This is a genomic window from Natronococcus sp. A-GB1 (assembly GCF_029688845.1).
GTDB lineage: Archaea > Halobacteriota > Halobacteria > Halobacteriales > Natrialbaceae > Natronococcus.
The window spans coordinates 1-21,709 of sequence record NZ_JARUKW010000012.1; the positions used below are offsets into that span (position 1 = coordinate 1).

Here is a 21,709-nt window from a genome sequence, read left to right on the forward strand (position 1 = left end):
CCACTAAGCCCACACAGCGATTGCTGTGTGGGCTTTCTGTATTTATACCCCTACGCGACAGAAACCTCTCTGTAGAGCATAGCAAGTATTCAACACCCATCAGATCATCAAACATGTTTGGACCCGTTCTTATACGAGAGCGGTGAGATAGTCGTACATATGTCGAACTCACCGAACCACGACGTTGCCTCCGTTTTTGAACTGTTGTCGCGCTCAAGATGTCGGTACACCGCCTGTTACTTTTTGCAAAACCAGCACACGTCGATCGAGCAGTTGACCCGTCAAATTACCGCCTGGGAACAGGAGTGTCCGCCGGACGCGGTAAGCGAAGCGGAGCGTCATCGTGTGAGGACATCGCTGATACATCACCATCTTCCCCGACTCACCGAACATGGACTCCTCGAGTACGATCGCCGAAGCGGGGACGTTACGAGCACGGCGACGTTCGAGTCGATGCGCGATGAGATCAGGCGGGTGCGCACGCTCGACGATGGACCGGTACCCGACGAGGAACCGCTCGATTCGGTCCTCTACGCGGAACCGCTAACGGAAGGATCCCCGACTCCGAGCGAGTGACGACCGTCGCTCGGAGCAACGCGACTGCCGAACACGGTGTGTCCGATTCGAACCGTCTCGAGTGCGCTCGACGATCGGCACTGGTCGGCGCAGTCGCTCGAGAGAACTGAGTTGTCGCCCGGAACACTAACGTCCAGCGTCATTCCGTGGCGGCGTGCCGCGTCGGCTGGCTAACCCTCGTGCCGGGCGGGGGACTCGGTCCCCAGACGTGACGGGAATCCGTCACGGTCGAGATGTCACGTGCCCGGGTTCGCCGTACTGTCATCGCACCCGAATGGGTTCGCTCGGACGGGGACTAAAGGCACGTATTCATGCTAGGCCACTGGGGTGTTTAAGTCTTGTTTGCGACTCCTGCTGGCGGGTGCTGGATAATTCGGTTTCGAGACAGGCGTATCGAGAGCGGTTACCCGTCTCCCTCCTCCGGAATGTTGTACGTACTCGGATCCGGCTCCGGCGGGATTCCGGATCCGTCGCCGGGCTGTTCGGCGAGGGAGGAGAACTCGCCCTTGCTGTCCGGGCAGCCCCCTGCGTCCACGGTGCTTCCGGATCCGACTGTGGGTCCTGCCTGGTCGACATGAACGAGTAGTTGACCTCCTGGTTTTCCTCTTCCTGCGGGAAACTCGCCGGAACTGGAACCGGGTCCTCGAGCGACTCGAGTGCGGCGAGCCACTGGTTCTGGCATCGTGTCGCGCGTGATAAGATACGAGAGCATGTCCTACATCCCGGGGTCGTCGGTGTACTCGTAGAGACGGGTGGCGAGAGTGCGCCCGGTCCCCTCGGCCATCACGTTCGCGTAGAAGTCGCCCGCGAGGTTTCCTGAGGCGACCACGTGGCCGCCGGAGAACGGGATGCCGTTGCTGTCGACGGGCATCGCTGACTGGCCCGCCGAGAGGAACTGGCACGGGTTCTGCCCGGTCATCGACGCGGTGGTCGATGCGACGTCTTCGGCGTCCTCGCTCCTTGAGTGTGACTGCGGGAGTGATCTGAGGGAAGGGGGATACCGAATGGACCGAATCCGAGGTGCGGTATTAGAGACGAGTTGGCCCCTCGTTACTGTCGGTCTCGATCCCTGAGTGTCGGGGGTTCTGCAAACAGAGACCGTGGTTACACGAACCCGAGAGTCGGTCTCGTTCAGTAGAAGTACTCGTCTTCGGAGAGCTGGACGTACCGCCCGTCGCGATAGGCGAACTTGCGTTTCTTGTAGGCCGCGAGCAGCCTCGTCGCGCCGATACCGGCGGAGTAGGTCTGCTCGAGGATCGCCGTGTCCGTTCCGGAACCCTGCATCTCGTTGATGACCTCGAACGCCCGGTCCCAGTCGTCGGGCTCGTACTCGGCGACGATGTCGGCGAAGGCGACGTTACGAATGATCTCGTCGCCGATGGCACGTTTCCAGACCTCGTTGTAGTTCTCGAGGGAGTCGGTCGCGGCGAGACGTCCGGCGATCTTGCCCGTCCGTACGGCGACGTGGTAGCCGCCCTCGTGGAACGCCGACGTGGTGCCCATCGCGCCGCCGGCGACGGCGATGTTCGCGCCGACTGGTGAATCGATCGGTCGCGTCGAGGAGATCGGGTACGTCTCCGTCCCCCTCGATTTTCCGCGATCCTCGACGATCGGGATGTCTTCCTCGATGTCGTACTCGTCGCCGTACTCCTGTTCGAGCAGTCGGCGGATGTACTCGGCTCCCGACGGAAGTTGGTCGTCGGTCGGCTCCAGCAACGCGTAGGCAGCGGGATCCGAAACGTCCTCGAGGGTCATCCCGATCGGCATCGTTAGACCGACCCGGGCGACAGTGCCGTCGTTGGGGAACACCCACGGGTAGGCGGTCTCGCCGGGCATGTACCCCCACCAGAACTTGAGCCGATCCTCCTCGAACAGTTCGGGGGGAAACTCCCGGTACTCCTGGTAGGCGATATGGTTCGCCTCCGGCGGCGAGAGGTGGTCCGAGACGCTCCGCCCCGGCGGGGTAAACTGATCCAGCGCGTCGAGGGTAATCCGGCGCTGCGGGCCGTCCGCGAGGACAACGTACTGTGCTTCGAGTTGGTCGCCGTCCGACAGGGTCAACGTGTGGGTCGGCCCCTTCGGACTCGAGGCGCGCAGATCGGTCTCGAGGGATTTGACACCGGTTCCGACCCGGAGGTCGGCGCCGGCGTTCGCGGCGCGTTCGTGGAGCCAGTCGTCCATCCGGGCGCGGTGGAAGGTGTAGCCGAACCTCGGGTAGTCGGCCTCCATCCCCGTCGTTGTCAGTTCGAGCCGGTTCGACGGCCCGACGAATTCGGTGGCCTCGAGTTCCTGGTGGATGACGTCGTCGGGAATTTCCCGATAGTCGAAGTCCATGATGTCGATCCAGTAGTCGAGCATACCGGCCGCGTCGGTCGAGTCCGGGCCGAGTTCGTCACGGTCCTCCCGCGGGACACCCTGTTCGAACAGCACCGTCTCGGCGCCGTGTGCGGCAGCTCGCTCCGCCGCACAGGCGCCTGCGGGGCCGCCGCCGACGATCGCGACGTCAACGCGTTCCATACTTCGTTGGGACTGGACGGGCCGTATTAAACTGTCTGAAGTTCGGATCGATCACCGGCGGCGGTACTCCCCGCGAACTGAACGCTTTTGGGGACACCACTCGAGGCACCGGATATGCCCGCTACCGACGAGACGGATCTGCTCGTCCTTCGTAAGGGAACTCACGGAACGCCGATCGAACGGTACGCCGAGACGCTTCGGGATCGGCTTCCCGACCGAACCGTCGAACTCGCCCGCACGCCGACCGCCGAGCGCGAACTGATCGAGGACGCCCGCTTCGTCACCGGGATGACCCTCGAGGAGGAGTTGCTCGAGGCCGCCTCGAACCTCGAGGTGTTCGCCTGTGCCTACGCAGGGACCGGTCATCTGCCACTCGACCGACTCCGAGAACGCGGTGTCAGGGTGACCAACGCCTCGGGCGTCCACGGGCCGAACATGGGCGAACACGTCCTCGGTGCGATCTTGCACTTCACACGCCGGTTTCACGTCGCCGAGCGCAGGCAGCGCCGACGTGAGTGGCGCCACTACCAGGCCCACGAGCTTCAGGGGTCGACGGTCACCATCGTCGGCCTGGGCGCGATCGGACGGGCGACCGCCGAGCGCCTCGAGCCGTTCGACGTCGAGACGATCGGCGTCCGCTACAGCCCGGAGAAGGGCGGCCCCACCGACGAGGTCGTCGGCTTCGACGACGAGCCCTTCGAGGATGCGCTCGCCCGGACCGACTACCTCGTGCTCGCCTGTCCGCTCACCGACCTCACGCGGGGATTGATCGACCGCGAGGTCATGATCACGCTCGATCCCGGAGCCGTGATCGTCAACGTCGCCCGGGGGCCGGTGATCGACACCGATGCGTTGCTCGAGGCGCTGCGCTCGAGCTGGATCCGCGGGGCCTCGCTCGACGTTACCGATCCGGAGCCGCTACCGGAGGACCATCCGCTGTGGAACGTCGGGAACGTCCAGATCACGCCCCACAATGCCGGACAGACGCCTCAGTACTACGATCGGCTGGCCGATATCGTCGCGGAGAACGTTCGTCGGTTCGACGACGGCGACGACGACCTCCGGAACCAGGTCGTTCCCTAAGCGGGCTCCGATCACGGTCGAGGCTCGCGAGTTCCGACTATACTTTTTTGACTCGCGGACACCGACCGTCGAGTATGGCATCGAGCACGATCGTTCGATCGGCGCGGCCGATTCGATTCACCACGGGTCGACCGAAACGGAGGACAGGAAGATGACGCTGACGTTCGACGGGACCGTGATTGTCCCGGCGGCGGATCCGGACGACGGGGAACGGACCGCCCGTGCCCTCGAGGGTCATCTCGCGCCGTCGAGTACGGTGATCGCCGTCAACGTCATCGAGAAAGCAGGTGGCGGGATCGACAAGGCACCGATGGAGCAACGCGAGGATCACGCCGGCGACATCTTCGAGCGGATCAGGGGTGTCCTCGACGAGTCGCCTGCCGCGGTCGAGACGGAGGTGCTGTACGGCACCGACGTCGTCGAGCGGATTTTCGAGGCTGCCCGCGAGGAGCAAGCCGACGCCGTCGTGTTCAACGCTCGAGAGGGGAACCGGATCGCGGAGTTTCTCACGGGCAACGTGGCGAGACGGCTGGTCAAGGAGGCGTCCGTCCCGGTCGTTGCCCTCCCACAGACGGAACCCTGACCGTCGACGGCGCCTACTCGTCGATTCGGGTCAACCGACCCAAAAGCCCGGATCCGTTTTCACCGAGAGAGACGGCGTTCGAACCCGAATCGACGTCGACCACGTTGGTCTCGGCCAGTTTCGGAAGGTGAACGTGGTGAAGCGAGAGCCGCATGCGGCGACGCGTTCCGATAACTGCGTCGCCGACGCTGGCGACCGATCCGCTCTCGGAGCCGTCCTCCGCAAGTACCACGTGGTCTACGAGGTCGTCTACCGAAACCGGCGCGTCGGATTCCGCGAGGCGCCGGAGGACGAGACGCCGGCGCCGGTTCGCGAGGAGGTCGAACGTCGCACTCGTTTCGTCGGCGGCTTCGGTCGACAGAGCGGTCAACGACTCCGGATCGGAGATGGCGGGAAGCATCGTTCGTTGGTGGGGTCGTCCGTACTTCTGCGCCGCGCCAAACTGTGATGGAGGGGCGCCGCGACTCCGGATTCAGGTCGGTTGCTGCAGATACGTGGTACGAACGAAAACTACAGAAACAGGACGTCGGCCGGCGACCGGGTTACAGGTAGCCGTTCTCGAGCAGCAGTTCGCCGTTCAATACACTCGCGCCCGCGGCGCCGCGGATCGTGTTGTGCGCGAGACAGTTGTACTGCAGGCCGAACGAGGACTCGCGGAGCCCGCCCGCGGCGACGGCCATCCCGTCGCCAAGCGAACGGTCGAGGCGGGGCTGTGGGCGGTCGGGCTCGTCGAAGACATGGATGAGTTGGTCGGGCGAGGAGCGAAGCTCGAGCGAGGGGTACGAAGCCATTGCGTCGGCCGCGTCCTCGGGTGAGAGGTCCTCGTCCGTTTCGACCCAGACGTTCTCGAGGTGGCCGTCGATCGTCGGGATGCGGTTACAGGAGGCGGCGACCTCGACCCTGTTGTGGCTGAGTTCGGCGCCGTCGAACTCGCCGAGCAGCTTGCGGGACTCGGTCTCGAGTTTGTCCTCCTCGCTGCCGATATAGGGGATCGCGTTGTCGATGATCTCCATCGAGGAGACGCCGTCGTACCCCGCACCGGAGACAGCTTGCAGGGTCGCGACGTGGATCTTCTCGAGGCCGTAGTCGGCGAGCGCCGCAAGGGTGGGGACGAAGGTGATCGTCGAGCAGTTGGGGTTTTTGACCATTGCGCCGTCCCAACCGCGTTCGTCGCGCTGGACCTCGAGCAGGTCGAGGTGGTCGGCGTTCACTTCTGGGATCACGAGCGGAACGTCGTCGGCCATCCGCGCGTTCGAGGAGTTCGAGGACATAACGTACCCCGCCTCGCAGAACGCGGGCTCGACCTCGCTCCCAACGCTCGAGGGGAGCGACGAGAACAGCAGGTCGACGTCGTCGGGCACCTCGTCGGGATCGGTCGCCGAGACGGTCGTCTCGGCGACGTCGTCGGGGATGGGGCCCTCGACGCGCCACTTTGCGGCCTGCCGATAGCTCTTCCCGGCACTCGAGTCGCTCGCCGTGAGGGCGGCGATCTCGAAATCAGGATGGGGATCGAGAAGTTGAATCAATCGCTGTCCGACGGCTCCGGTCGCGCCGAGTACGCCAACTCGTACTGCCATTTTCCCGACTCTCGGGGTCGTATCCGCAAAACGGTTTGGATTTCCGCGACTGCTGCCGTCCGCCGGAGGCTGTCGGCTCGTAGACGGCCGTATAGAAGAGATTAAGAAAACGGAGTCGATCATATCGACTGATGCAGTACTACCAACGCCGACGCGATCCAGGTACCGCAACGGCAGCGTCTCACATCCTTCGCTTGAGGTGGTCGCAGTGACGAACTCGACGGCCGGTCTCGGCGATCTCGGTCTGTTCGAGACCCGGTTCAGTATCGGTGCGACGATCCTCGCAGTGCTCGCCGTGGTGCTCGGGATCGTTCTCGGCGTGATGGGATACCAGGAGATGAGCATCCCGCTCGCCGGAGAGCTCTCGATCGTCACCGGAATGGTCGGCCTCCTGTTCGGGCTCTTCTTCGGGATCGTCGCGTTCGTCGCCGCGGCCTACATGGACTCGGGTTACGGCGACGACCACGGACACTGAACCGATCACCGAATCGGCCCCATCTCTTCGACCGACCGACGCGACGCTATCGACTCTCGGTTTCGGATTTCCGGGGAAGAACTCGAGTTATGCCGGGACTTCGGCGCCTTTCTTTCGCGTGACGTAGCCGGCAATGCGGTTGCGAACGCCCTTGGACTCGACGTTCGTCAGCTTCGTGACGCTGTCTTTGTTCTGTTCGAAGTCGGTCGTGAACGCCTCCGGGTACCGCTCCAGCAGGAGGTTCCCGGTCTTCTTGACGTAGGCCGGTTTGATTGCCATACAGATAGGTTTCCCGAGCGCGCCCTAAAGCCATTCGTTCTTCGGCGACACGGCGGGTGTGTCGCGAGCGATGACACTCGGAGGCGTCGTCACCACTCGGCGTGGTCGCGCACGCACTCGAGGGCCTCGCGTTCTCGCTCGCTCCCGGCACGATCGACGACCGAGGCGAAGTACTCCAGTCGCTCTCGGAGCGCGTCCTGGTCGTACGCCGGCACGCCCAGACGTGAGGCAGCGACGGTCGCCTCGATCACGGCGCCGAACCCGCGATCGATCGTCGGCACCGTCTCCGCAACGACGTCGGCCTCGAGGGGCCGGAGCGTCCACTCCTCCCACTCGGTTTCGCCCTCGAGACCCGAGTCGACCCGCTCGACCGCGACGCGTACCCAGGCGTTGGCCGACTCGAGGATCGGCTCGTCGAACTCGTTGATCGAGAGCGCGGCGTCAGCAAAGGCGACGGGGTCGACGGTGAACTGGACGTACCCCTCGCCCTGCCGGTGGAAGTTCCGTCTGGTTCGTGTGTTTCCCCACGTTTTCGCGGTGACGGGATCGTCGTTCTCGTCGCCGTCGCCGGCGAACAGCCCGAGCGGAGCGGCGTTCCACCGGTCGTTCGGCCCGAGCGTCGTCACGATCGACTCCGTGACGCCTGCAAGCAAGACGGGCCACTCGACGGTATCGGGATCGGCGCTTGTGTTCGTACTCGCATCCGCGGTTCGGTCCGAGCGCTCGGTCACAGTGTCACCGTTTCGTGCTCGAGGGCGATGAACAGCCCGGCTGCGGTGAGATCGGCCGTCGTCCCCGGGTTGATCCCGCGGTCGACGAGTTCGTCGGCGAACGCCTCGACCGTCTCGCGATCGGTCTCGAGCGCGTCGCGCTCGACCAGGGCAGCCGCTCGCTCGGTCACCTCGGCCGCGACGGCCTCGCCGCTGCGGTTCGCGACGAGCGTGTCGGGTCGCTCCGCGAGCAGGGAGAGAAAGACCGCGGCGGTCCGTTCGAGGATCGGTCCCTCGGCCGCGGCGAGCCGTTCGGCTGCCGCGAAGGAGCGTTCGAACCCGGTGACCCACTCGCGGGCGACGTCGTCTCCAGGGACGCTGCGGTCCATCACGTCGAACAGCGTGAGGCCGAGGTCCTCGAGGGTTGGAATCGCAGCCGCGCCGCGTCGAACGTCGAGCGGGGCCATTCCCTCGGGCGGATCGGCGACGAAGACGTCGACGTGTTCGAACGCCCGGTAGAACGCGGCCGCGTCGGCGACGGTCGTCCCCTCGAGGACGCCCTCGACGACGGGCTGTGAGAGGTCGTCGCGGGTCGCCCGGACGAGCGGGACGAGCAACAGCAACGCGCCGAACTGGGTGTTGCCCCCCTCCTGGTCGGTCATTCCCTCGACGGCGCGCTCGAAGGAGTGACCCACGGCCGCGCCGTTCGCGGCCAGTTCGAGCCCGTCGCGGGCACCGACGGCCCCGGCGAGGAAGTGTTCGAACCGCAGGTCCTCGAGGTCGCGGTGGCGATCGACGTTGCCCGGTTTGGGCGTCCCCGCGACCTCGAGCAACAGCGCGAGTTCGGCGGTGCGGTCGGGCGCGGCTCCGTACATACGGTCGTCTACGGTGGCCCGGGATAGAAGTACGTCCCTTTCTTCGCTGTGAGTGCGATCTCGGCTCGGAGTCGCGAGCGACTACGAGGATCGAACGGCGGTGAACTGCCCGTCTCTGTCCACGTAGATCGTTTCCCCGTCGACAACGGCGTCGATCGGGAACCCGTCGCTCCAGTGGGCCTCGTCGAACGTGAACGTCCAGCGTTCGCTCCCGTCTTCGAGGTCGAAGCCGACGAGTTCGTCAGGCGAGGACCGCCCGCGACGGCTGTGGGCGACGACCACGAGGTCGCCGACGATCGTCGGCTTGCCGTAGGCGTGGGTTTCCCGATCGTTCCACGGCGCCTCTGCACCGGTGCTCGAAAGCGTGTATCGCCCGTGAGTGACCGCCGTGTCGCCGACGGCCGCGCTGTCGAACGCGTCGCTGACCGTCTCGACGATCTCCCGCGAGCCGACGTCGAAGACGACGACTCCCTCCTCGGTGGGCGTTTCGACGAACAGGGCGTCCTCGGTGGCTGCCAGCCCGCTCGCGGTACGGCCCGATTCCAGATGATCCGTCCACAGAACCTCGCCTGTCGTCGGATCGAGCGCCGCGAGCCCGTCCGCACTCGCGCCGGACTCGCTCCGACGCTTATCGAGCAGGGCCCAGACCGTTCCGTCGGCGACGGCGACCGTTCCGTTCCTCGAGTGGAACCCGTAGGCGCCCTCGCCGGCCTCGGTCTCGACGTCGACCGTTTCGTGCTCCCACCGGAGCGATCCGTCGGCCGCGTCGTACGCGCGAAGGGTCCCGTCGACGCTCACGTAAACCGTTTCGAACGCGACGACGGGCGAGGAGACCGACTCGGCGTCGTCGAGCCCCTCGCTCCAGCGAACCTCGCCGGTTTCGGTCTCGAGCGACGCGACCCCATCGCCCGCGACGTAGACGCCGTCGTCAGCGATCGCCGGGGTTCCGGACGCCTCGATCGCGTCGGCCGTCCACCGGAGGCTGCCGTCCGCAGCGTCGAGCGAGTGAATCTCACCGTCGGTTTGCAAGAAGACGACACCCTCGACGACCGAAGCTGGACCGCTGTGTTCGTACTGCCAGGCGATCGCGTCGGGTCGACCGATCCCGTCGCTCGAGGGGACGTGTCGACAGTTCCCGATCGTCCCACCGTGTGAGGACCACCCCTTCGGTTCGGATTGGTCGGGGGTTACGGGGGCGTCGGGGGATTCGTTCGCGCTACTCGTTCCGACTGCTGCGAGGGCGGTTCCGGTTGCGAGCGCTGCACTCGAGACCATCACCGATCGTCTATTCCATTCACCCATACAGACTTTCATATTTTCCAACTATATGTCTTTTATGGAATTTTGAAGTTATAGCATAACTTGATAATCTAGTAGTGAGGAAAACGACCGCAAGTGCGAGTCCGTTTGCCCGTGGCTTCGGGCTGACCACTGACTCAGAAGTCGGAACCGTCGGTCGTCTCGTCCTCCTGGTGTCGGATCAGTGCCTCCTCGATCGTCAGTTCGCCTTCGGCCACTCGTCGAGCCAGCACCTCGTCGATCGCTCGGTTCGTCTCGCTGTGCTCGCGGGCCCGATCCTTGATCATCTGCAGCTCGCCCGCGGTCGGTTCGATCTCGCGGCGCTCGACGGGCTCACCCTCGAGACGGGCGATGTTCACGGCCGCGAGCACGTCGCCCATTCCGCGCGCGCCGGTACCGAGGTAGGGTGTGGTTCCCGTCTCGTCGACGAGTTCGACGCGGACGTCCTCGAGGTCGTTGATCAGCGTCGAACTCTGGATCCGGGCGCCGTCGCCGATCCGAACGACGGGTGAGGCGGCCTCGGCGACCTCCCGCTGAATGGTGTCGACGGCGTCGGAGAGAGGGACCTGGAACGCGGCGACGACCATCTCGCCCGCCAGCACGGCGATGCCGGGTTTCCGTCCGGGGTCGACGCCGACAACCGTTCGACCGCCCTCGCCGCGGGCGGTCGTCAGCGCCTGGTCGACCGCCCGACGAGGTGCGTCCGGGTCCGCGACGACCGTTGTCACGTTCGGGAACGTCTCGGCGTAGTCGGCGCCGGTGACGACGACGGTCGTTCCCTCCGGCAGCGGCTCGTCGGGTTCGACGGTCGTGAACGCGGCGCCGCGCTCGCGCAGCTCGTTGACGACGCCGTGGTATACTTCGAAGTCTGACGTGGCGACGACGATCACAGCCGTCCTTCACTCCCAATCCGAATAAACGTACGCGAACCGCCGTCGGCACGGGGTGGATTTCAGGAGGTTTTTGCGCGGTGGCGAGCAATACCGCCCGTGAACGACGAGCCGATTCCGACCGGCTGTGGGCCGATCGACGAGCTGCTGGGAAACGGGTTCGAGCGCGGAACCGTCACGCAGCTGTACGGACCGCCGGCCGCCGGCAAAACGAACCTCGCGCTGTCGGCCGCGGTCGAGACCGCCGTCGCGGGCGAGACGGCCGTCTACATCGACACCGAGGGACTCTCGATTGACCGCTTCGAGCAGTTGCTCTCCGCGAGGGCCGACGAAACCGAGGACGTCGAACGCGTCGCCTCCCGGATCGTCGTCGAGGAAGCGCTCGATTTCGAACAGCAGGAGGAGGCCGTCCGGGACGCCGAGGAGTTCGCCGACCGCGCCTCGCTGATCGTCCTGGACAGCGCGACGGGGTTCTACCGCCTCGAGCGAACCGGCGAGGGCGACGACGGCGAGGCGCTTCGCGGGGTCGCCCGCCAGATCACTCACCTGCTCTCGCTGGCGCGCAAACACGACCTGGCGGTCGTGCTCACGAACCAGGTGTTCTCCGATCCCGACAGCGACCGAACCCGCCCGCTCGGGGGAAACACCTTGGAGCACTGGACGGGAACCGTACTCAGGATCGAGCGCTTTCGCGGGGGCAACCGACGGGCGACCCTCGAGAAACACCGCTCGAAGGCTGTCGGGGATTCGGTCCAGTTCCGGATCACGGAGACGGGTCTCGAGGGCGGGGACGGCGACGGGCTTCGCTGATCTCGCACGCAGTAGATCGCCGTCACCACTCGACAGAATGCCGTTCGGCGGCCGACTCTGTCTGTAGAGCGTCACCGATCGACGTTACGCCTCGCTGCGGCGGTACCCCGCGACGAGAACGCGCGAACTCCTGTAGAGGACGACGACTCCGGCGCCTCCGACCAGGAGTCCGAGGGCGACGATACCCCAACCGAATCCGTCCAGCACTGCCGACAGCCCTGCCCACGTCGCGGCTGCAAGCGCGGCGAACGCGAACGCGGTGAATAGCAGGTACCGAACGAGCGCGACGCGGGGCGACCCCCGCCCGAGCGCCTCGAGGCCGCCCAGCTGGACGGCGGCGACCTCGATAGCAATCTGGAGTCCGATTGCTATCGACACCACGACCAACAGCAGGCCGCCGACCGGAGGGAGCTGGTGAATGCCGGCGAGCTCGAGGACGCGGCCGACGACGAAACTCAGCACCGTCATCGAAGCCGCCACCGCCGGGATTCCGATCAGCACCGCAGCACCGAGGTAGACGAGACTCGGAACCACCAAGGAACGTCGATCGGTTGACATACGATTAGTCGCTCGTATCATCGCAAAAGATTGTCGGTCACCGACGGAACAGCGCAGTAGCACGGACTTACCACTCTGGCTGTGGCGTTCTCACGCTACGCATAGGTGAACTGTGTATCAGTCGTCGGACCGAACCCGGGCCGATCAGTCTTTCTGCGGTGGCATGCGCCGTCGATCGACCGAGCGAAAGCGAGGTCGGTCGACGATGCCGCGCGAGGTCTTCGTGAACAGCGTGAACGAAGGCTTGTCAGAGCGTGCTCTGACAGTGGACAAGCGAGCGCAGTGAGTGAGTCGGCTGGGGAGGGCGTGGCGATCCCCTGTGTTCGTGCGATCAGGACCTCCTACTCGTCAGCATCACCTCGAAAGCCCAGCCCCTTTCAGTCCCACCCAGCGGCGGCTGATCGGCACCGCAGACTCGAGGCCGGACGTTCCATTCGAACGCTCTACGTAGCGATTCGACCGGCTCGGATTCAACACTACGACCGACCAACAACATTACCGAGAACCCTCGCCGTTTGCGACGGGAGGCCCACGTCTGTCCACGGTGGGACGAAAAAAAATCTGCCGTCTGAAACGGCGTGTTCGAGGATTTACAGCTCGTTGAGCTTCCGCAGCAGCTGGCCGCGGTACTCCTCGTCGTTGGTGACGCCCTTCAGCTCGAGGACGTTCCGCTCGAGCTTATCGAGTGCGACGCGGAAGGCGTTCTCGGCGCCGTACCCCTCGCCGGTGCCGGCGACCTGCCCCTTGTTGGTCCGCAGGCGGATCTGACACTGCACCAGGGGAGTCCCCCGGAGCTTCTCCTTATGCTCGGAGAACCGAACGTGGGCGTGCATTACCTGCATGTCGGCGTACTTGTCGGCGACGTCTTGGATGCTCTCGGTGATCCCCTCGCGGGTGATCGTATCGAGCATCGAGATGTTGGTGATCTGGACGTCCATGTGCTCCTCCTCGGTGAAGGTGAGCGCCCGTAGCACGTCGGTCTTGGTGATGACACCGATGACGACGCGGTCGTCGTCCTCCGGGGTGACCATCAGTCCCGCGTAGTCGTCGTCGAGCATGGTCTCGACGGCCTCCTTCGCGGTTTTGTCGAGGGAGGTCGTCCGGACGGGACTGTTCATGATGTCGTAGATCGGGACGTCGAGCATCCGGTCGGTGTCGCCGACGCGGTCGCCGACCGTCGTCTTGTTGTTCTCCCGGATGACGAAGTCGGCGATGTCGTGTGTCGTGACGACGCCCGTCAGGAAGCCGTTCTCGTTGAGAATCGGCAGCCGCGAGACGCTGTGCTCTCGCAGGTGGTTGATCGCCTTCCCAATACCGTCTTTTTCTTGGAGCGTTACGGGGTCGGAGGTGTAGATGTCGTCGACGGTGAGTGCGTCGAGGTTCTCGAGGACCGCCTCCAGGATCGCGTCGTCGGTGATGACGCCCCACAGCTCCTCGTTCTCGAAGACGGGTGCGACCTTCGAGTTGCTCTCGATGAGCATCCGGGCGGTCTCCCGGACGTTCTCCTGGCGGTCGATCTTCGGTGCCGGCGAGTTTCGGCTCGGTTTGATCAGTGCCGCGACCTTTGCGTCGTCCTCGACGTGGGACTGGAGGACCTCGCGCTCGCTGAGGACGCCCTCGTACTCCCCGTCGTCGGTGACGATGATCCCCTTCGGGTTGCCGTCCTCGAACGTCGAACGGACCTTGCCCATCCGCGTGCCAACGTCGACTTCGATAAACTCCTTCGTCGCGATATCAGCGATATTCATCGTTCGGGTCGTCCTACTCACGCCGGCGTATTTAACGTACTGCACGGTGCTGCCGGCTGGGATCATGGCCACCATTCTTTGCCCCGCCCTCCGTACTCGGCCTATGGCACCCGATATCAGCGTCTTCGGACGATATACCTACCTCGTGACCGAGCTGTTCTGGGGCGCGATTGCGTTCCTCCTGCTCCGTCGCGCGAACGCGCTCCGGCGGGCGGGCGCGACGATCCTCGCGCTGTACCCGATCGCCTACGTCTGGGATCGTTACACCCTCGCTGTCGGCGTCTTCGACATCAAGCTCCGGACCGGGATCGACGTCGCCGGCATCCCGCTCGAGGAACACCTCTTCATGGCGGTCGTGCCGGGGCTCGTGATCGCCTTCCACGAGACGCTGTTCGGCTCGGAGTAGGTACCACCTACAGGGTATGTGCAACCGCGAAGCTCTTGGTTCCCTACCACTTGAAGTGGAACGATGGGAAACCGCCGCTCCGCGAGTCCGACCGCGGAGCAAGGAGAAACCGACCGAGGGCTGCTGCGCGGACTGGTCAGGTTCGCCGTCGTCGCGGCGCTGCTCGGTGCGATCGTGCTGGCCGGCGCCGCGTACGGGCCGGCGCTCGTCGACGACCTCGAGCAGTTCGACGACGTCGACGAGATCGAGGTTGGAACGCAGCCCTCGCCGAGTTCGGAGCCGCCGCCGACGGACGAACGTGATCCCGAGACGACGGATCCGAACGATCCGAACGAATCGAGCTACGAGACCGACGTCGAGACCGTCGTCTCCGACGACGTCGAGGACTTCGTCCACGCCGAGGTCAACGACCGGCGGGCCGAACATGACCTCGAGTCGATCGAGTGGGACGGCACCGTCGCCTCGGTTTCGCGAGCCCACAGCGGGGATATGGCCGAGCGGGAGTACTTCTCGCACACGAACCCCGACGGCGACCAGCCCTACGACCGGTTCAGTGACGTCGAGGGCTACTGCCAGGGGTACGGCGAGAACATCGCGATGACCTGGGTCGACAGGCCGGTCGAACAGTCGGGCGACGACGGCACCGTCGAACACCAGACCGCGGAGGGGCTCGCCGAGGGGCTGGTCAACCAGTGGATGAACTCCACCGATCACCGCGAGGCGATCCTCGAGGAGAACGTCCCCTACGGCTGGGACCGCGGCGGCGTCGGCGTCTACATCGCCGACGACGGCCAGGTGTTCGCGACGCACAACTTCTGTCACGAGTGGTAACTACTTCCACGCCCTCTATCGTGGACTCCCGGCCGTTTTGATACCTACAGCAGGTCTTACACTCTTGGCGCTCCCGTTCGAAACACGGGTACATGGATACGACGCGGTTCTCGACGATCTTGCTCTCGATCTACCGTACCGCACAGGACCGAGAGATCACCTTCCTCGCGGCCGGCTTCGCCTACTACGCGTTCGTCTCGCTGATCCCGATGGTCCTGCTCGCCCTGGTCGTCGGCTCGCTGTTCGGCGGCGAGGACGCCGCCGAGCGGCTGGTGCTGGTTACAGGGGACTTCCTCCCGCCAGCCGGCGAGGACCTGGTCGCGGAGGCGCTGGCGACCGAGTCGGGGCGCAGCCAGGCGACGATCGTCGCGCTCGCGATCGCCTCCTGGGGTGCGCTCAAGGTCTTTCGCGGACTCAGCCGGGCGTTCGACATGGTCTACGACGAGGTCGAGGAGAGCACGTTCCTCGACGAGGTGCGAGACGGATTTACCGTGATCCTGGCCGGGACCGGGGCGATCGTACTGATGCTCGTCATCGGGACGATGCTAGGGATCGCCGCGGACGTGATCCCGCTGGCGGGTTTCGCGAGCTGGATCACGCTGCTTGCCGGCCTGTTTCTGGTCTTCCTGCCGATCTACTATGTTCTGCCGCCGATCTCGGTTACGGTTCGGGAGATCCTGCCCGGGACGGTCGTCGCCGCCGTCGGCTGGACGATCCTGCAGGTCGGGTTCCAGATATACGCCGCCAACGCCGCCCAGTACGCGGCCTACGGCGCGGTCGGCGCGGTCATCCTGTTTGTCACCTGGCTCTACTTCGCCGGGATCCTGATCCTCCTCGGGGCGGTGGTCAACGTCGTCCTCTCGAGCCCGACCTTGGCCGAGGAGGGGGAGGTTCCAGAGCCCCTCTAACCGAGAGCCGGTTCGAGGCCCTCGTTCCACCTCGAGCGAAAGCAAAGCGGAGTCGAGCACCCACACTAGCCGACCAGCGTGATGAGCACGAACAGGCTGGCGACGGAGGCGACCGTCGTCGCGAAGACGTTCAGCGAGGCGAACTCGGCGTCGCCGCCGAGCTCGTTCGCGTAGACGTATGTCGACACGGCGGTCGGCATCCCGAGCATCACGACGCCCGCGGTGAAGGTGGCGCTGTCGACGGCGAGCAGCGAGAACACCGCCCACGCGAGCAGCGGCATACAACACAGCTTCAGCGCGACGACCGAGCCGACGGCCTCGAGGTCGACGGCGTCGGCGTCGATCTGCAGGGCGGCGCCGACACACAGTAGCGCCAGCGGGAGCGCAAGCGATCCGAGTGCGTCGAGGCCGACGACGACATCTCCGGGAAACGTCACGCCGACCGAACCTACCGCGAGGCCGGCGGCCAGCGCGAGCAACACGGGGTTCGTCGCGAGGCTTTGGAGTTCTCGGCCGATCGCGGCCTCGGCTGCCCCGAACGCACTGAGCACGACGATCGTCAGCGGAAGCTGGACGAGGGTGACGAATCCCAAAATCACGCTCGCGATGGCGGTGACCTGCGCGTCGAACGTCGCGGCGACGAGCGGGACCCCGAGGTAGCCGAGGTTCGAGTGGTACGACTGGATGATCGCGACGCTCTGTCGGTCGGTCGAGAGTCGGTTCCGGTAGGTGACCCAGGCGATGGCTCCCGTCGCGAAGAGCACGACGAGCGACCCCACGAACAGCTCCGCCGAGAGGAGATCACCGATCGACTGATCGTAGGTCGCGACGAACACCAGCGCTGGGAGGGCGACGTAGTAGGCGGCCGCGTTGAGCCGGGCGGTTCTGGTAGCGTTCAACACGCCCGAGGACCGAAGTCCGGTCCCGACCAGCAACACCGCGAGCATCGCCAGCAGCCGACCGAGAACCTCCATACGCGCTCGAGTTGATCCCGACTTTTCTACCGTTCGATCCCGCTTCGGGTCGTCGTCCCCCGCCAGTTCGTTCACAAGAACTGCACCTCGTACGCGGGCTCGTCAACCAGAGGAAACACGGTACAAGCGATCGCGACGAGCTCCCTCGAACCGAGGGACCGGCGGGGCTCCCCATCTCGCCCCCACCCGAGAGCGTTTCTTGCCGTGAGTAGGTGTACTCGCTCACGACTCGAGGAGCCGCTGAAACCGTCGCTGGTGGGCACAGACCGCGATAACGCCGAAACCGATTAGGCCGAGCTGGAGGGGCTCGATTCGAACGACCACCGTCGCGACGCCGAGCGGAATCGGCGGCGAGTCGATCGCCCAGTCGGGAACCTGGGCAGACCAGAGCAGGAGCCCCGCGCCGAGCGCGAGCAGGATCCCGGGACCGATCGCGGCCAGTCGATCGGGGTCGGCCGAACGGGATCGACACGCCGCCTGCTCGAGGGCGAGCTGGGCCGTGATAACGACTCCCAGAAATCCCGTCGCGACGATCGGCCCTGCCGGCGAACCGACGGTTTCGGCGAGTAACAACCAGCAGATCCAGCCGGCGGTCGCCACGAGCGAGAGTCCGAGCCACCGCGGTCCGCGGCGGAGCCGCCGGCTGCCGACGACGGCGGCGACGACCCGTGCTCGCAGGAGCGCTCCGCCGACCAGCACAATGACTCCGATCAGCGCCGTCGTCGCCGTCCGCGAACCAGCCGCGAGGACGAACCAGACGCCTACCGAGACGGCCTCGACTGCTCCCGCCGAGAGGGCGCCGGTCGCACCGAGGACGTGCTGGCGTCTCGTTCGTCCGAGGACGTCCGGCTGTCGGAGCACGCTCATACACCTCCGTTCGGCGGCATCCGTTTCGTTATGCGATCGTTATTCTCGGTTTCGTCGGACTGTTTCTGCCCCTGATTACCGGACCGAACGTGTTCGACACTCTCCGGGGATAGCCGGTGAATTCTTCTCCTTGTGGTCCGTTACTCTCCCGCACGATAGGTCGATTCGTTGGATAAACCTATGTATCGTGATGTAGTTGGCCGGTGTATGGAAGAGACCGAATCTGATAGGACGATGTCGGAACTCGTCGTCAAGGAACTGGTCGAGCAGGGACTCGACTCCTCGATGCGAGACTCGATCCTCGAGGCCGTCGAGGAGTCCGAGGGCGACGCCGGCGGCTCGCGCAACCTACCGGTCGCGGGTGCGCTGGTCGGCGTCGGCGCCGCGCTCGGCTACCTCGCGGGCCGAGAGTCGACCGACCTTGAGGACGTCTCCCTCGAGGACGTCGAGGAGCCCGAGATTATCGAAGACGTGACGGGCGGCGACGAAGACGAGGATGCCGAGAGCGAGTCCGAGGAAGCCGAGGCCGAAGCAGCCGAGGCCGAGACCGAAGCCGAAGCCGAGACCGAAGCCGACGTCGAGGACGGCGGTTCGTCGGGCGTGCTCGGTCGACTGCTGCTGGCCGTCGGCCTGCTCGTCGGTCTCGCCGTTCTGCGCCGTCGCTTCGGCGGCGACGCCGACGAGGAGTGGGAGCCGATCGAGGAGTTCGAGCCGGCGACCGAGATCGACGCCGACGAGGACGACGAGTTCGAGGGTGTCGACGAGGACGAGGAGCTCGAGGCCGAGACCGACGACTCCGAGGAGTAGATCCCACACCGCTTTCTTCACCGTTTTCGCTCCCGATAGCGACGCCGTCCGACGAAGGAGCTAAGGGGGCGACGCCGACACACTCCAGTCGATGGAGACGACTCACCGCGTCGTCGTCGGCGACGCTCGCGAGCTCTCGCAGGTAGACGACGACTCCGTCGAACTCGTCGTCACGTCCCCGCCGTACCCGATGATCGAGATGTGGGACGAGCTGTTCGCCGAACTCGACCCGTCGATCGGCGACGCCCTCGAGGACGGCGACGGCCGAGCCGCCTTCGACGCGATGCACGCTCAGCTCGAGCCCGTCTGGGACGAACTCGAACGCGTCCTCGTCGACGGCGGCATCGCCTGTATCAACGTCGGGGACGCGACCCGAACGGTCGACGGCAGCTTTCGAGTGTACCCAAACCACGCCCGCGTGCTCGAGGCGTTCGAGTCCCGCGGGTTCGATCCGCTGCCGGACGTGCTCTGGCGCAAGCCGGCCAACAGCGCAGCCAAGTTCATGGGCAGCGGGATGATCCCGCCCAACGCCTACGTCACGCTCGAGCACGAGTACGTGCTGATCTTCCGCAACGGCGGCGACAGCCGTTCGTTCGAACCCGGCGCCGACCGCCGGTACGAGGCAGCCTACTTCTGGGAGGAGCGCAACCGCTGGTTCACCGACGTCTGGACCGACGTCCGCGGCGAGCTCCAGACTCTCGAGGACGACCACGAGGAGCTCCGGGCGCGGTCGGCGTCCTACCCCCTCGAGATACCCTACCGACTGATCTGTATGTATTCGGCGTACGGCGACACCGTCCTCGATCCGTTCTGGGGGACCGGGACGACCTCGCTGGCGGCGCTGTGTGCCGGCCGGAGCTCGATCGGGTACGAACTCGAGGAGGCCTTCCGCGAGGTCTTCGCAGACCGAGTCGAAAGCGCGTCAGCGCTTTCACGGACGATTGGGCGACGACGCCTCGAGCGCCACCGCGAGTTCGTCGAGGAGCGTCGAGCCGAGGGCGAGGAGCCGTCCTACGACGCCGTCCACTACGAGACGCCCGTGATGACGAAGATGGAACGCGAAATCCGCTTTCGGGAAGTCAGCGGGATCGACACCCTGGAATCGGACGACGGCTACCGTGCCGTTCACGAACCGCTCGCGCTCGAGTAGTGCCGGCAACCCGGGCGACGCATCCGGGACCACCAGCGTTTTGCATGGGGACCACACCCATACGATCGATGGATACCGACGTCGATCCGGACCGATTCGACTCGAGACGCTCGACGGCCTACGCCAACCGCGGGATGGTCGCGACCAGCCAGCCCCTCGCCGCGGAGGCGGGCCTGTCGATCCTCCGAGAGGGCGGCAACGCCTTCGACGCCGCGGTCGCGACCGCGGCCGCACTCAACGTCGTCGAGCCGACCTCGACGGGACTGGGCGGGGACGTCTTCGCGCTGTATCGCACCGCCGACGGCGAGGTCGGCGCGATGCGTTCCTGTGGCCCCACCCCCGCCGAGGCGACGATCGAGAACGTCCGAGGTGTCCTCGAGGATGCCGACGATATCTCGGAGTACTACCCCGAATCCCGTGGGTACGCCGTCGACGGCGATTCCGATGGAGCGGACCTCGAGATGCCGTTTCTCGGTCCCCACGCCGTGACCGTTCCCGGGACGGCCCGCGGGTGGGAGGCCACCGTCGAGGAGCTGGGAACGCTCTCGCTCGCGGAGGCGCTCGAGCCGGCAATTCACTACGCGACGGAGGGATACCCTGTCTCGCCGATCATCGCCGGCCACTGGGCGGGCGCCGAGGAGCTCTTCACCGACGAGCACGCTCGCGAGGCGTACCTCTTCGACGGCGAGGCGCCCGACGTCGGCCAGACGGTCACGCTGCCGCGACTGGGCGACTCCCTGAAGCAGATCGCCGACGAGGGCGCCGACGCCTTCTACGAGGGTGAGATCGCCGACGAGATCGTCGAGGAGATCCAGTCCGCCGGCGGTTTCATGACTCGCGAGGACCTCGCGGAGTTCTCGCCCGAGTTCGTCGAGCCCGTCAGCACGACCTATAATGGAACCGAGGTGTACGAGCTTCCGCCGAACAACCAGGGACTGGTCGCCCTCGAGGCGCTCAATATCGCGGAGGAGATCGGCGCCGGCGAGCACGACTACGACTCGCCAGAACGCGTTCATGCCTTCACGGAGGCGATGAAGCTCGCGTTCGTCGACGGTCACCACTACATTACCGATCCCGAGTTCGAGGAGGCCCCGCCGCTCGCTTCCAAGGAGTACGCCCGCGAACGCGCCGCGGCGATCGGCGACACGCCGATCCAGAATCCCGAAGTGGGAGTCCCGACGAAGGCGGCCGAGGACGCCGACACCGTCCTCCTGACAGTGGGCGACGAGGAGGGGAATCTCGTCTCGTACATCAACTCCCGGTTCGCCGGCTTCGGCAGCGGACTGGTCGCGGGCGACACCGGAATCGCGCTTCAGAACCGCGGGGCGTCGTTCTCGCTCGATCCCGACCACCCCAACAGCCTCGAGCCCGGCAAGCGCCCGTTCCACACGCTGGTTCCGGCGATCGCCAAGCTCGACGCGGACGACTGGCTCGCCTTCGGCGTCATGGGCGGCTACATGCAACCCCAGGGCCACGTCCAGGTGCTCTCGAATCTCGTCGACTACGGGATGGATCTGCAGGAGGCTCTCGATCGCCCGCGCTGGCGCTACCGCGAGGACGGCAGTCTGGGGATCGAGGAACGGCTGCCCGGCGCCGCGAAGCTCGCCCGCAAGGGCCACGACGTCCGCGTCCTCCCGCCCGTGATGTTCGGCGGCGCACAGGCCGTCCGACGACGGGGCGAGACGCTCTCGGGCGCGACCGAGCCGCGCAAGGACGGAACGCCGATCGGCTACTGAGTCGTTTCCGCCCGCTCCGCGAACGACCCGCCGCCCGCTCTCGATTGAAC

23 protein-coding genes and 1 pseudogene are annotated in these 21,709 nt (G+C 65.7%); 11 read left to right on the plus strand and 13 right to left on the minus strand.

What is annotated here, in order from left to right; translation table 11 throughout:
* Nucleotides 1–345: 345 nt before the first annotated feature.
* Complete coding sequence (locus QA600_RS14230) at nucleotides 346–576, plus strand: hypothetical protein (protein WP_005559786.1); 231 nt, start codon at nucleotides 346–348, stop codon at nucleotides 574–576.
* Between the two features lie 403 nt (nucleotides 577–979).
* Here QA600_RS14230 and QA600_RS14235 read toward each other — a convergent pair.
* A pseudogene (locus QA600_RS14235) lies at nucleotides 980–1,534 on the minus strand (manganese catalase family protein); the annotation flags it as partial.
* 173 nt (nucleotides 1,535–1,707) lie between these two features.
* Nucleotides 1,708–3,093 (minus strand): NAD(P)/FAD-dependent oxidoreductase, encoded by a 1,386-nt coding sequence (locus QA600_RS14240; RefSeq protein ID WP_278292611.1) that lies wholly within the window; start codon nucleotides 3,091–3,093, stop codon nucleotides 1,708–1,710.
* 114 nt (nucleotides 3,094–3,207) lie between these two features.
* On the opposite strand from QA600_RS14240, the gene QA600_RS14245 reads away from it, so the two are divergent.
* Together QA600_RS14245 and QA600_RS14250 are read left to right on the plus strand one after the other, a co-directional pair.
* The gene (locus tag QA600_RS14245) at nucleotides 3,208–4,176 is read left to right on the plus strand and encodes a D-2-hydroxyacid dehydrogenase (protein ID WP_278292612.1); all 969 of its coding nucleotides are present in this window, start codon (nucleotides 3,208–3,210) and stop codon (nucleotides 4,174–4,176) included.
* Nucleotides 4,177–4,327: 151 nt separating this feature from the next.
* Nucleotides 4,328–4,759 (plus strand): universal stress protein, encoded by a 432-nt coding sequence (locus QA600_RS14250; protein ID WP_278292613.1) that lies wholly within the window; start codon nucleotides 4,328–4,330, stop codon nucleotides 4,757–4,759.
* 13 nt (nucleotides 4,760–4,772) lie between these two features.
* Here the strand turns inward: QA600_RS14250 and QA600_RS14255 are convergent, their stop codons facing one another.
* Together QA600_RS14255 and asd are read right to left on the minus strand one after the other, a co-directional pair.
* The gene (locus QA600_RS14255; RefSeq protein WP_278292614.1) at nucleotides 4,773–5,159 is read right to left on the minus strand and encodes an ArsR family transcriptional regulator; all 387 of its coding nucleotides are present in this window, start codon (nucleotides 5,157–5,159) and stop codon (nucleotides 4,773–4,775) included.
* Between the two features lie 142 nt (nucleotides 5,160–5,301).
* Nucleotides 5,302–6,336, minus strand: coding sequence for an aspartate-semialdehyde dehydrogenase (asd, locus tag QA600_RS14260; protein WP_278292615.1), 1,035 nt, complete (start codon nucleotides 6,334–6,336; stop codon nucleotides 5,302–5,304).
* Nucleotides 6,337–6,544: 208 nt separating this feature from the next.
* On the opposite strand from asd, the gene QA600_RS14265 reads away from it, so the two are divergent.
* Nucleotides 6,545–6,811: a hypothetical protein gene (locus tag QA600_RS14265; protein ID WP_278292616.1), complete on the plus strand. Its 267-nt coding sequence runs from the start codon at nucleotides 6,545–6,547 to the stop codon at nucleotides 6,809–6,811.
* A gap of 87 nt (nucleotides 6,812–6,898) precedes the next feature.
* Here the strand turns inward: QA600_RS14265 and QA600_RS14270 are convergent, their stop codons facing one another.
* From QA600_RS14270 to QA600_RS14290, 5 genes are all read right to left on the minus strand, one after another.
* The gene (locus QA600_RS14270; RefSeq protein WP_005559773.1) at nucleotides 6,899–7,090 is read right to left on the minus strand and encodes a 30S ribosomal protein S17e; all 192 of its coding nucleotides are present in this window, start codon (nucleotides 7,088–7,090) and stop codon (nucleotides 6,899–6,901) included.
* An 89-nt stretch (nucleotides 7,091–7,179) separates the two neighbouring features.
* Nucleotides 7,180–7,821 carry a DUF447 domain-containing protein gene (locus tag QA600_RS14275; protein ID WP_278292617.1) on the minus strand — a complete coding sequence of 214 codons (642 nt, stop codon included), beginning with the start codon at nucleotides 7,819–7,821 and terminating at the stop codon, nucleotides 7,180–7,182.
* Nucleotides 7,818–8,675 (minus strand): triphosphoribosyl-dephospho-CoA synthase, encoded by an 858-nt coding sequence (locus QA600_RS14280; protein ID WP_278292618.1) that lies wholly within the window; start codon nucleotides 8,673–8,675, stop codon nucleotides 7,818–7,820. Before QA600_RS14280 ends, QA600_RS14275 begins: the two co-directional genes overlap by 4 nt.
* Nucleotides 8,676–8,756: 81 nt before the next feature.
* Nucleotides 8,757–9,977, minus strand: a complete 1,221-nt coding sequence (locus QA600_RS14285) for a PQQ-binding-like beta-propeller repeat protein (RefSeq protein WP_278292619.1) — start codon at nucleotides 9,975–9,977, stop codon at nucleotides 8,757–8,759.
* A 134-nt stretch (nucleotides 9,978–10,111) separates the two neighbouring features.
* Entirely contained in the window at nucleotides 10,112–10,864 is a 753-nt protein-coding gene (locus tag QA600_RS14290) for a hypothetical protein (protein WP_278292620.1), read from the minus strand.
* 99 nt (nucleotides 10,865–10,963) lie between these two features.
* Between QA600_RS14290 and radB the strand changes: the two genes are divergently transcribed.
* A complete protein-coding gene (radB, locus tag QA600_RS14295; RefSeq protein WP_278292621.1) occupies nucleotides 10,964–11,674 on the plus strand; it encodes a DNA repair and recombination protein RadB in 711 nt (236 codons plus the stop codon).
* An 84-nt stretch (nucleotides 11,675–11,758) separates the two neighbouring features.
* Here radB and QA600_RS14300 read toward each other — a convergent pair whose 3' ends face one another.
* Both QA600_RS14300 and QA600_RS14305 read right to left on the minus strand, forming a co-directional pair.
* On the minus strand, nucleotides 11,759–12,232 hold the full coding sequence (locus QA600_RS14300; protein WP_278292622.1) for a hypothetical protein: 474 nt from the start codon (nucleotides 12,230–12,232) through the stop codon (nucleotides 11,759–11,761).
* Nucleotides 12,233–12,822: 590 nt separating this feature from the next.
* Nucleotides 12,823–13,980: a CBS domain-containing protein gene (locus tag QA600_RS14305; RefSeq protein ID WP_278292623.1), complete on the minus strand. Its 1,158-nt coding sequence runs from the start codon at nucleotides 13,978–13,980 to the stop codon at nucleotides 12,823–12,825.
* A 103-nt stretch (nucleotides 13,981–14,083) separates the two neighbouring features.
* Here QA600_RS14305 and QA600_RS14310 point away from each other — a divergent pair, with 103 nt between their 5' ends.
* The 3 genes from QA600_RS14310 to QA600_RS14320 all read left to right on the plus strand — a co-directional run bounded on the left by QA600_RS14310 (nucleotide 14,084) and on the right by QA600_RS14320 (nucleotide 16,125).
* Nucleotides 14,084–14,386 carry a lycopene cyclase domain-containing protein gene (locus QA600_RS14310; RefSeq protein WP_278292624.1) on the plus strand — a complete coding sequence of 101 codons (303 nt, stop codon included), beginning with the start codon at nucleotides 14,084–14,086 and terminating at the stop codon, nucleotides 14,384–14,386.
* 63 nt (nucleotides 14,387–14,449) lie between these two features.
* On the plus strand, nucleotides 14,450–15,217 hold the full coding sequence (locus QA600_RS14315) for a CAP domain-containing protein (protein ID WP_278292626.1): 768 nt from the start codon (nucleotides 14,450–14,452) through the stop codon (nucleotides 15,215–15,217).
* A gap of 92 nt (nucleotides 15,218–15,309) precedes the next feature.
* Nucleotides 15,310–16,125: a YihY/virulence factor BrkB family protein gene (locus QA600_RS14320; RefSeq protein WP_278292627.1), complete on the plus strand. Its 816-nt coding sequence runs from the start codon at nucleotides 15,310–15,312 to the stop codon at nucleotides 16,123–16,125.
* A 65-nt stretch (nucleotides 16,126–16,190) separates the two neighbouring features.
* Here the strand turns inward: QA600_RS14320 and QA600_RS14325 are convergent, their stop codons facing one another.
* Entirely contained in the window at nucleotides 16,191–17,099 is a 909-nt protein-coding gene (locus tag QA600_RS14325) for an AEC family transporter (RefSeq protein ID WP_278292628.1), read from the minus strand.
* 222 nt (nucleotides 17,100–17,321) lie between these two features.
* Complete coding sequence (locus QA600_RS14330) at nucleotides 17,322–17,966, minus strand: hypothetical protein (protein WP_278292629.1); 645 nt, start codon at nucleotides 17,964–17,966, stop codon at nucleotides 17,322–17,324.
* Between the two features lie 207 nt (nucleotides 17,967–18,173).
* Between QA600_RS14330 and QA600_RS14335 the strand changes: the two genes are divergently transcribed.
* The 3 genes from QA600_RS14335 to ggt all read left to right on the plus strand — a co-directional run bounded on the left by QA600_RS14335 (nucleotide 18,174) and on the right by ggt (nucleotide 21,659).
* Complete coding sequence (locus QA600_RS14335; protein ID WP_278292630.1) at nucleotides 18,174–18,773, plus strand: hypothetical protein; 600 nt, start codon at nucleotides 18,174–18,176, stop codon at nucleotides 18,771–18,773.
* 91 nt (nucleotides 18,774–18,864) lie between these two features.
* Nucleotides 18,865–19,923 (plus strand): site-specific DNA-methyltransferase, encoded by a 1,059-nt coding sequence (locus QA600_RS14340; RefSeq protein ID WP_278292631.1) that lies wholly within the window; start codon nucleotides 18,865–18,867, stop codon nucleotides 19,921–19,923.
* A gap of 68 nt (nucleotides 19,924–19,991) precedes the next feature.
* Entirely contained in the window at nucleotides 19,992–21,659 is a 1,668-nt protein-coding gene (ggt, locus tag QA600_RS14345; protein ID WP_278292632.1) for a gamma-glutamyltransferase, read from the plus strand.
* Nucleotides 21,660–21,709 lie beyond the last annotated feature (50 nt).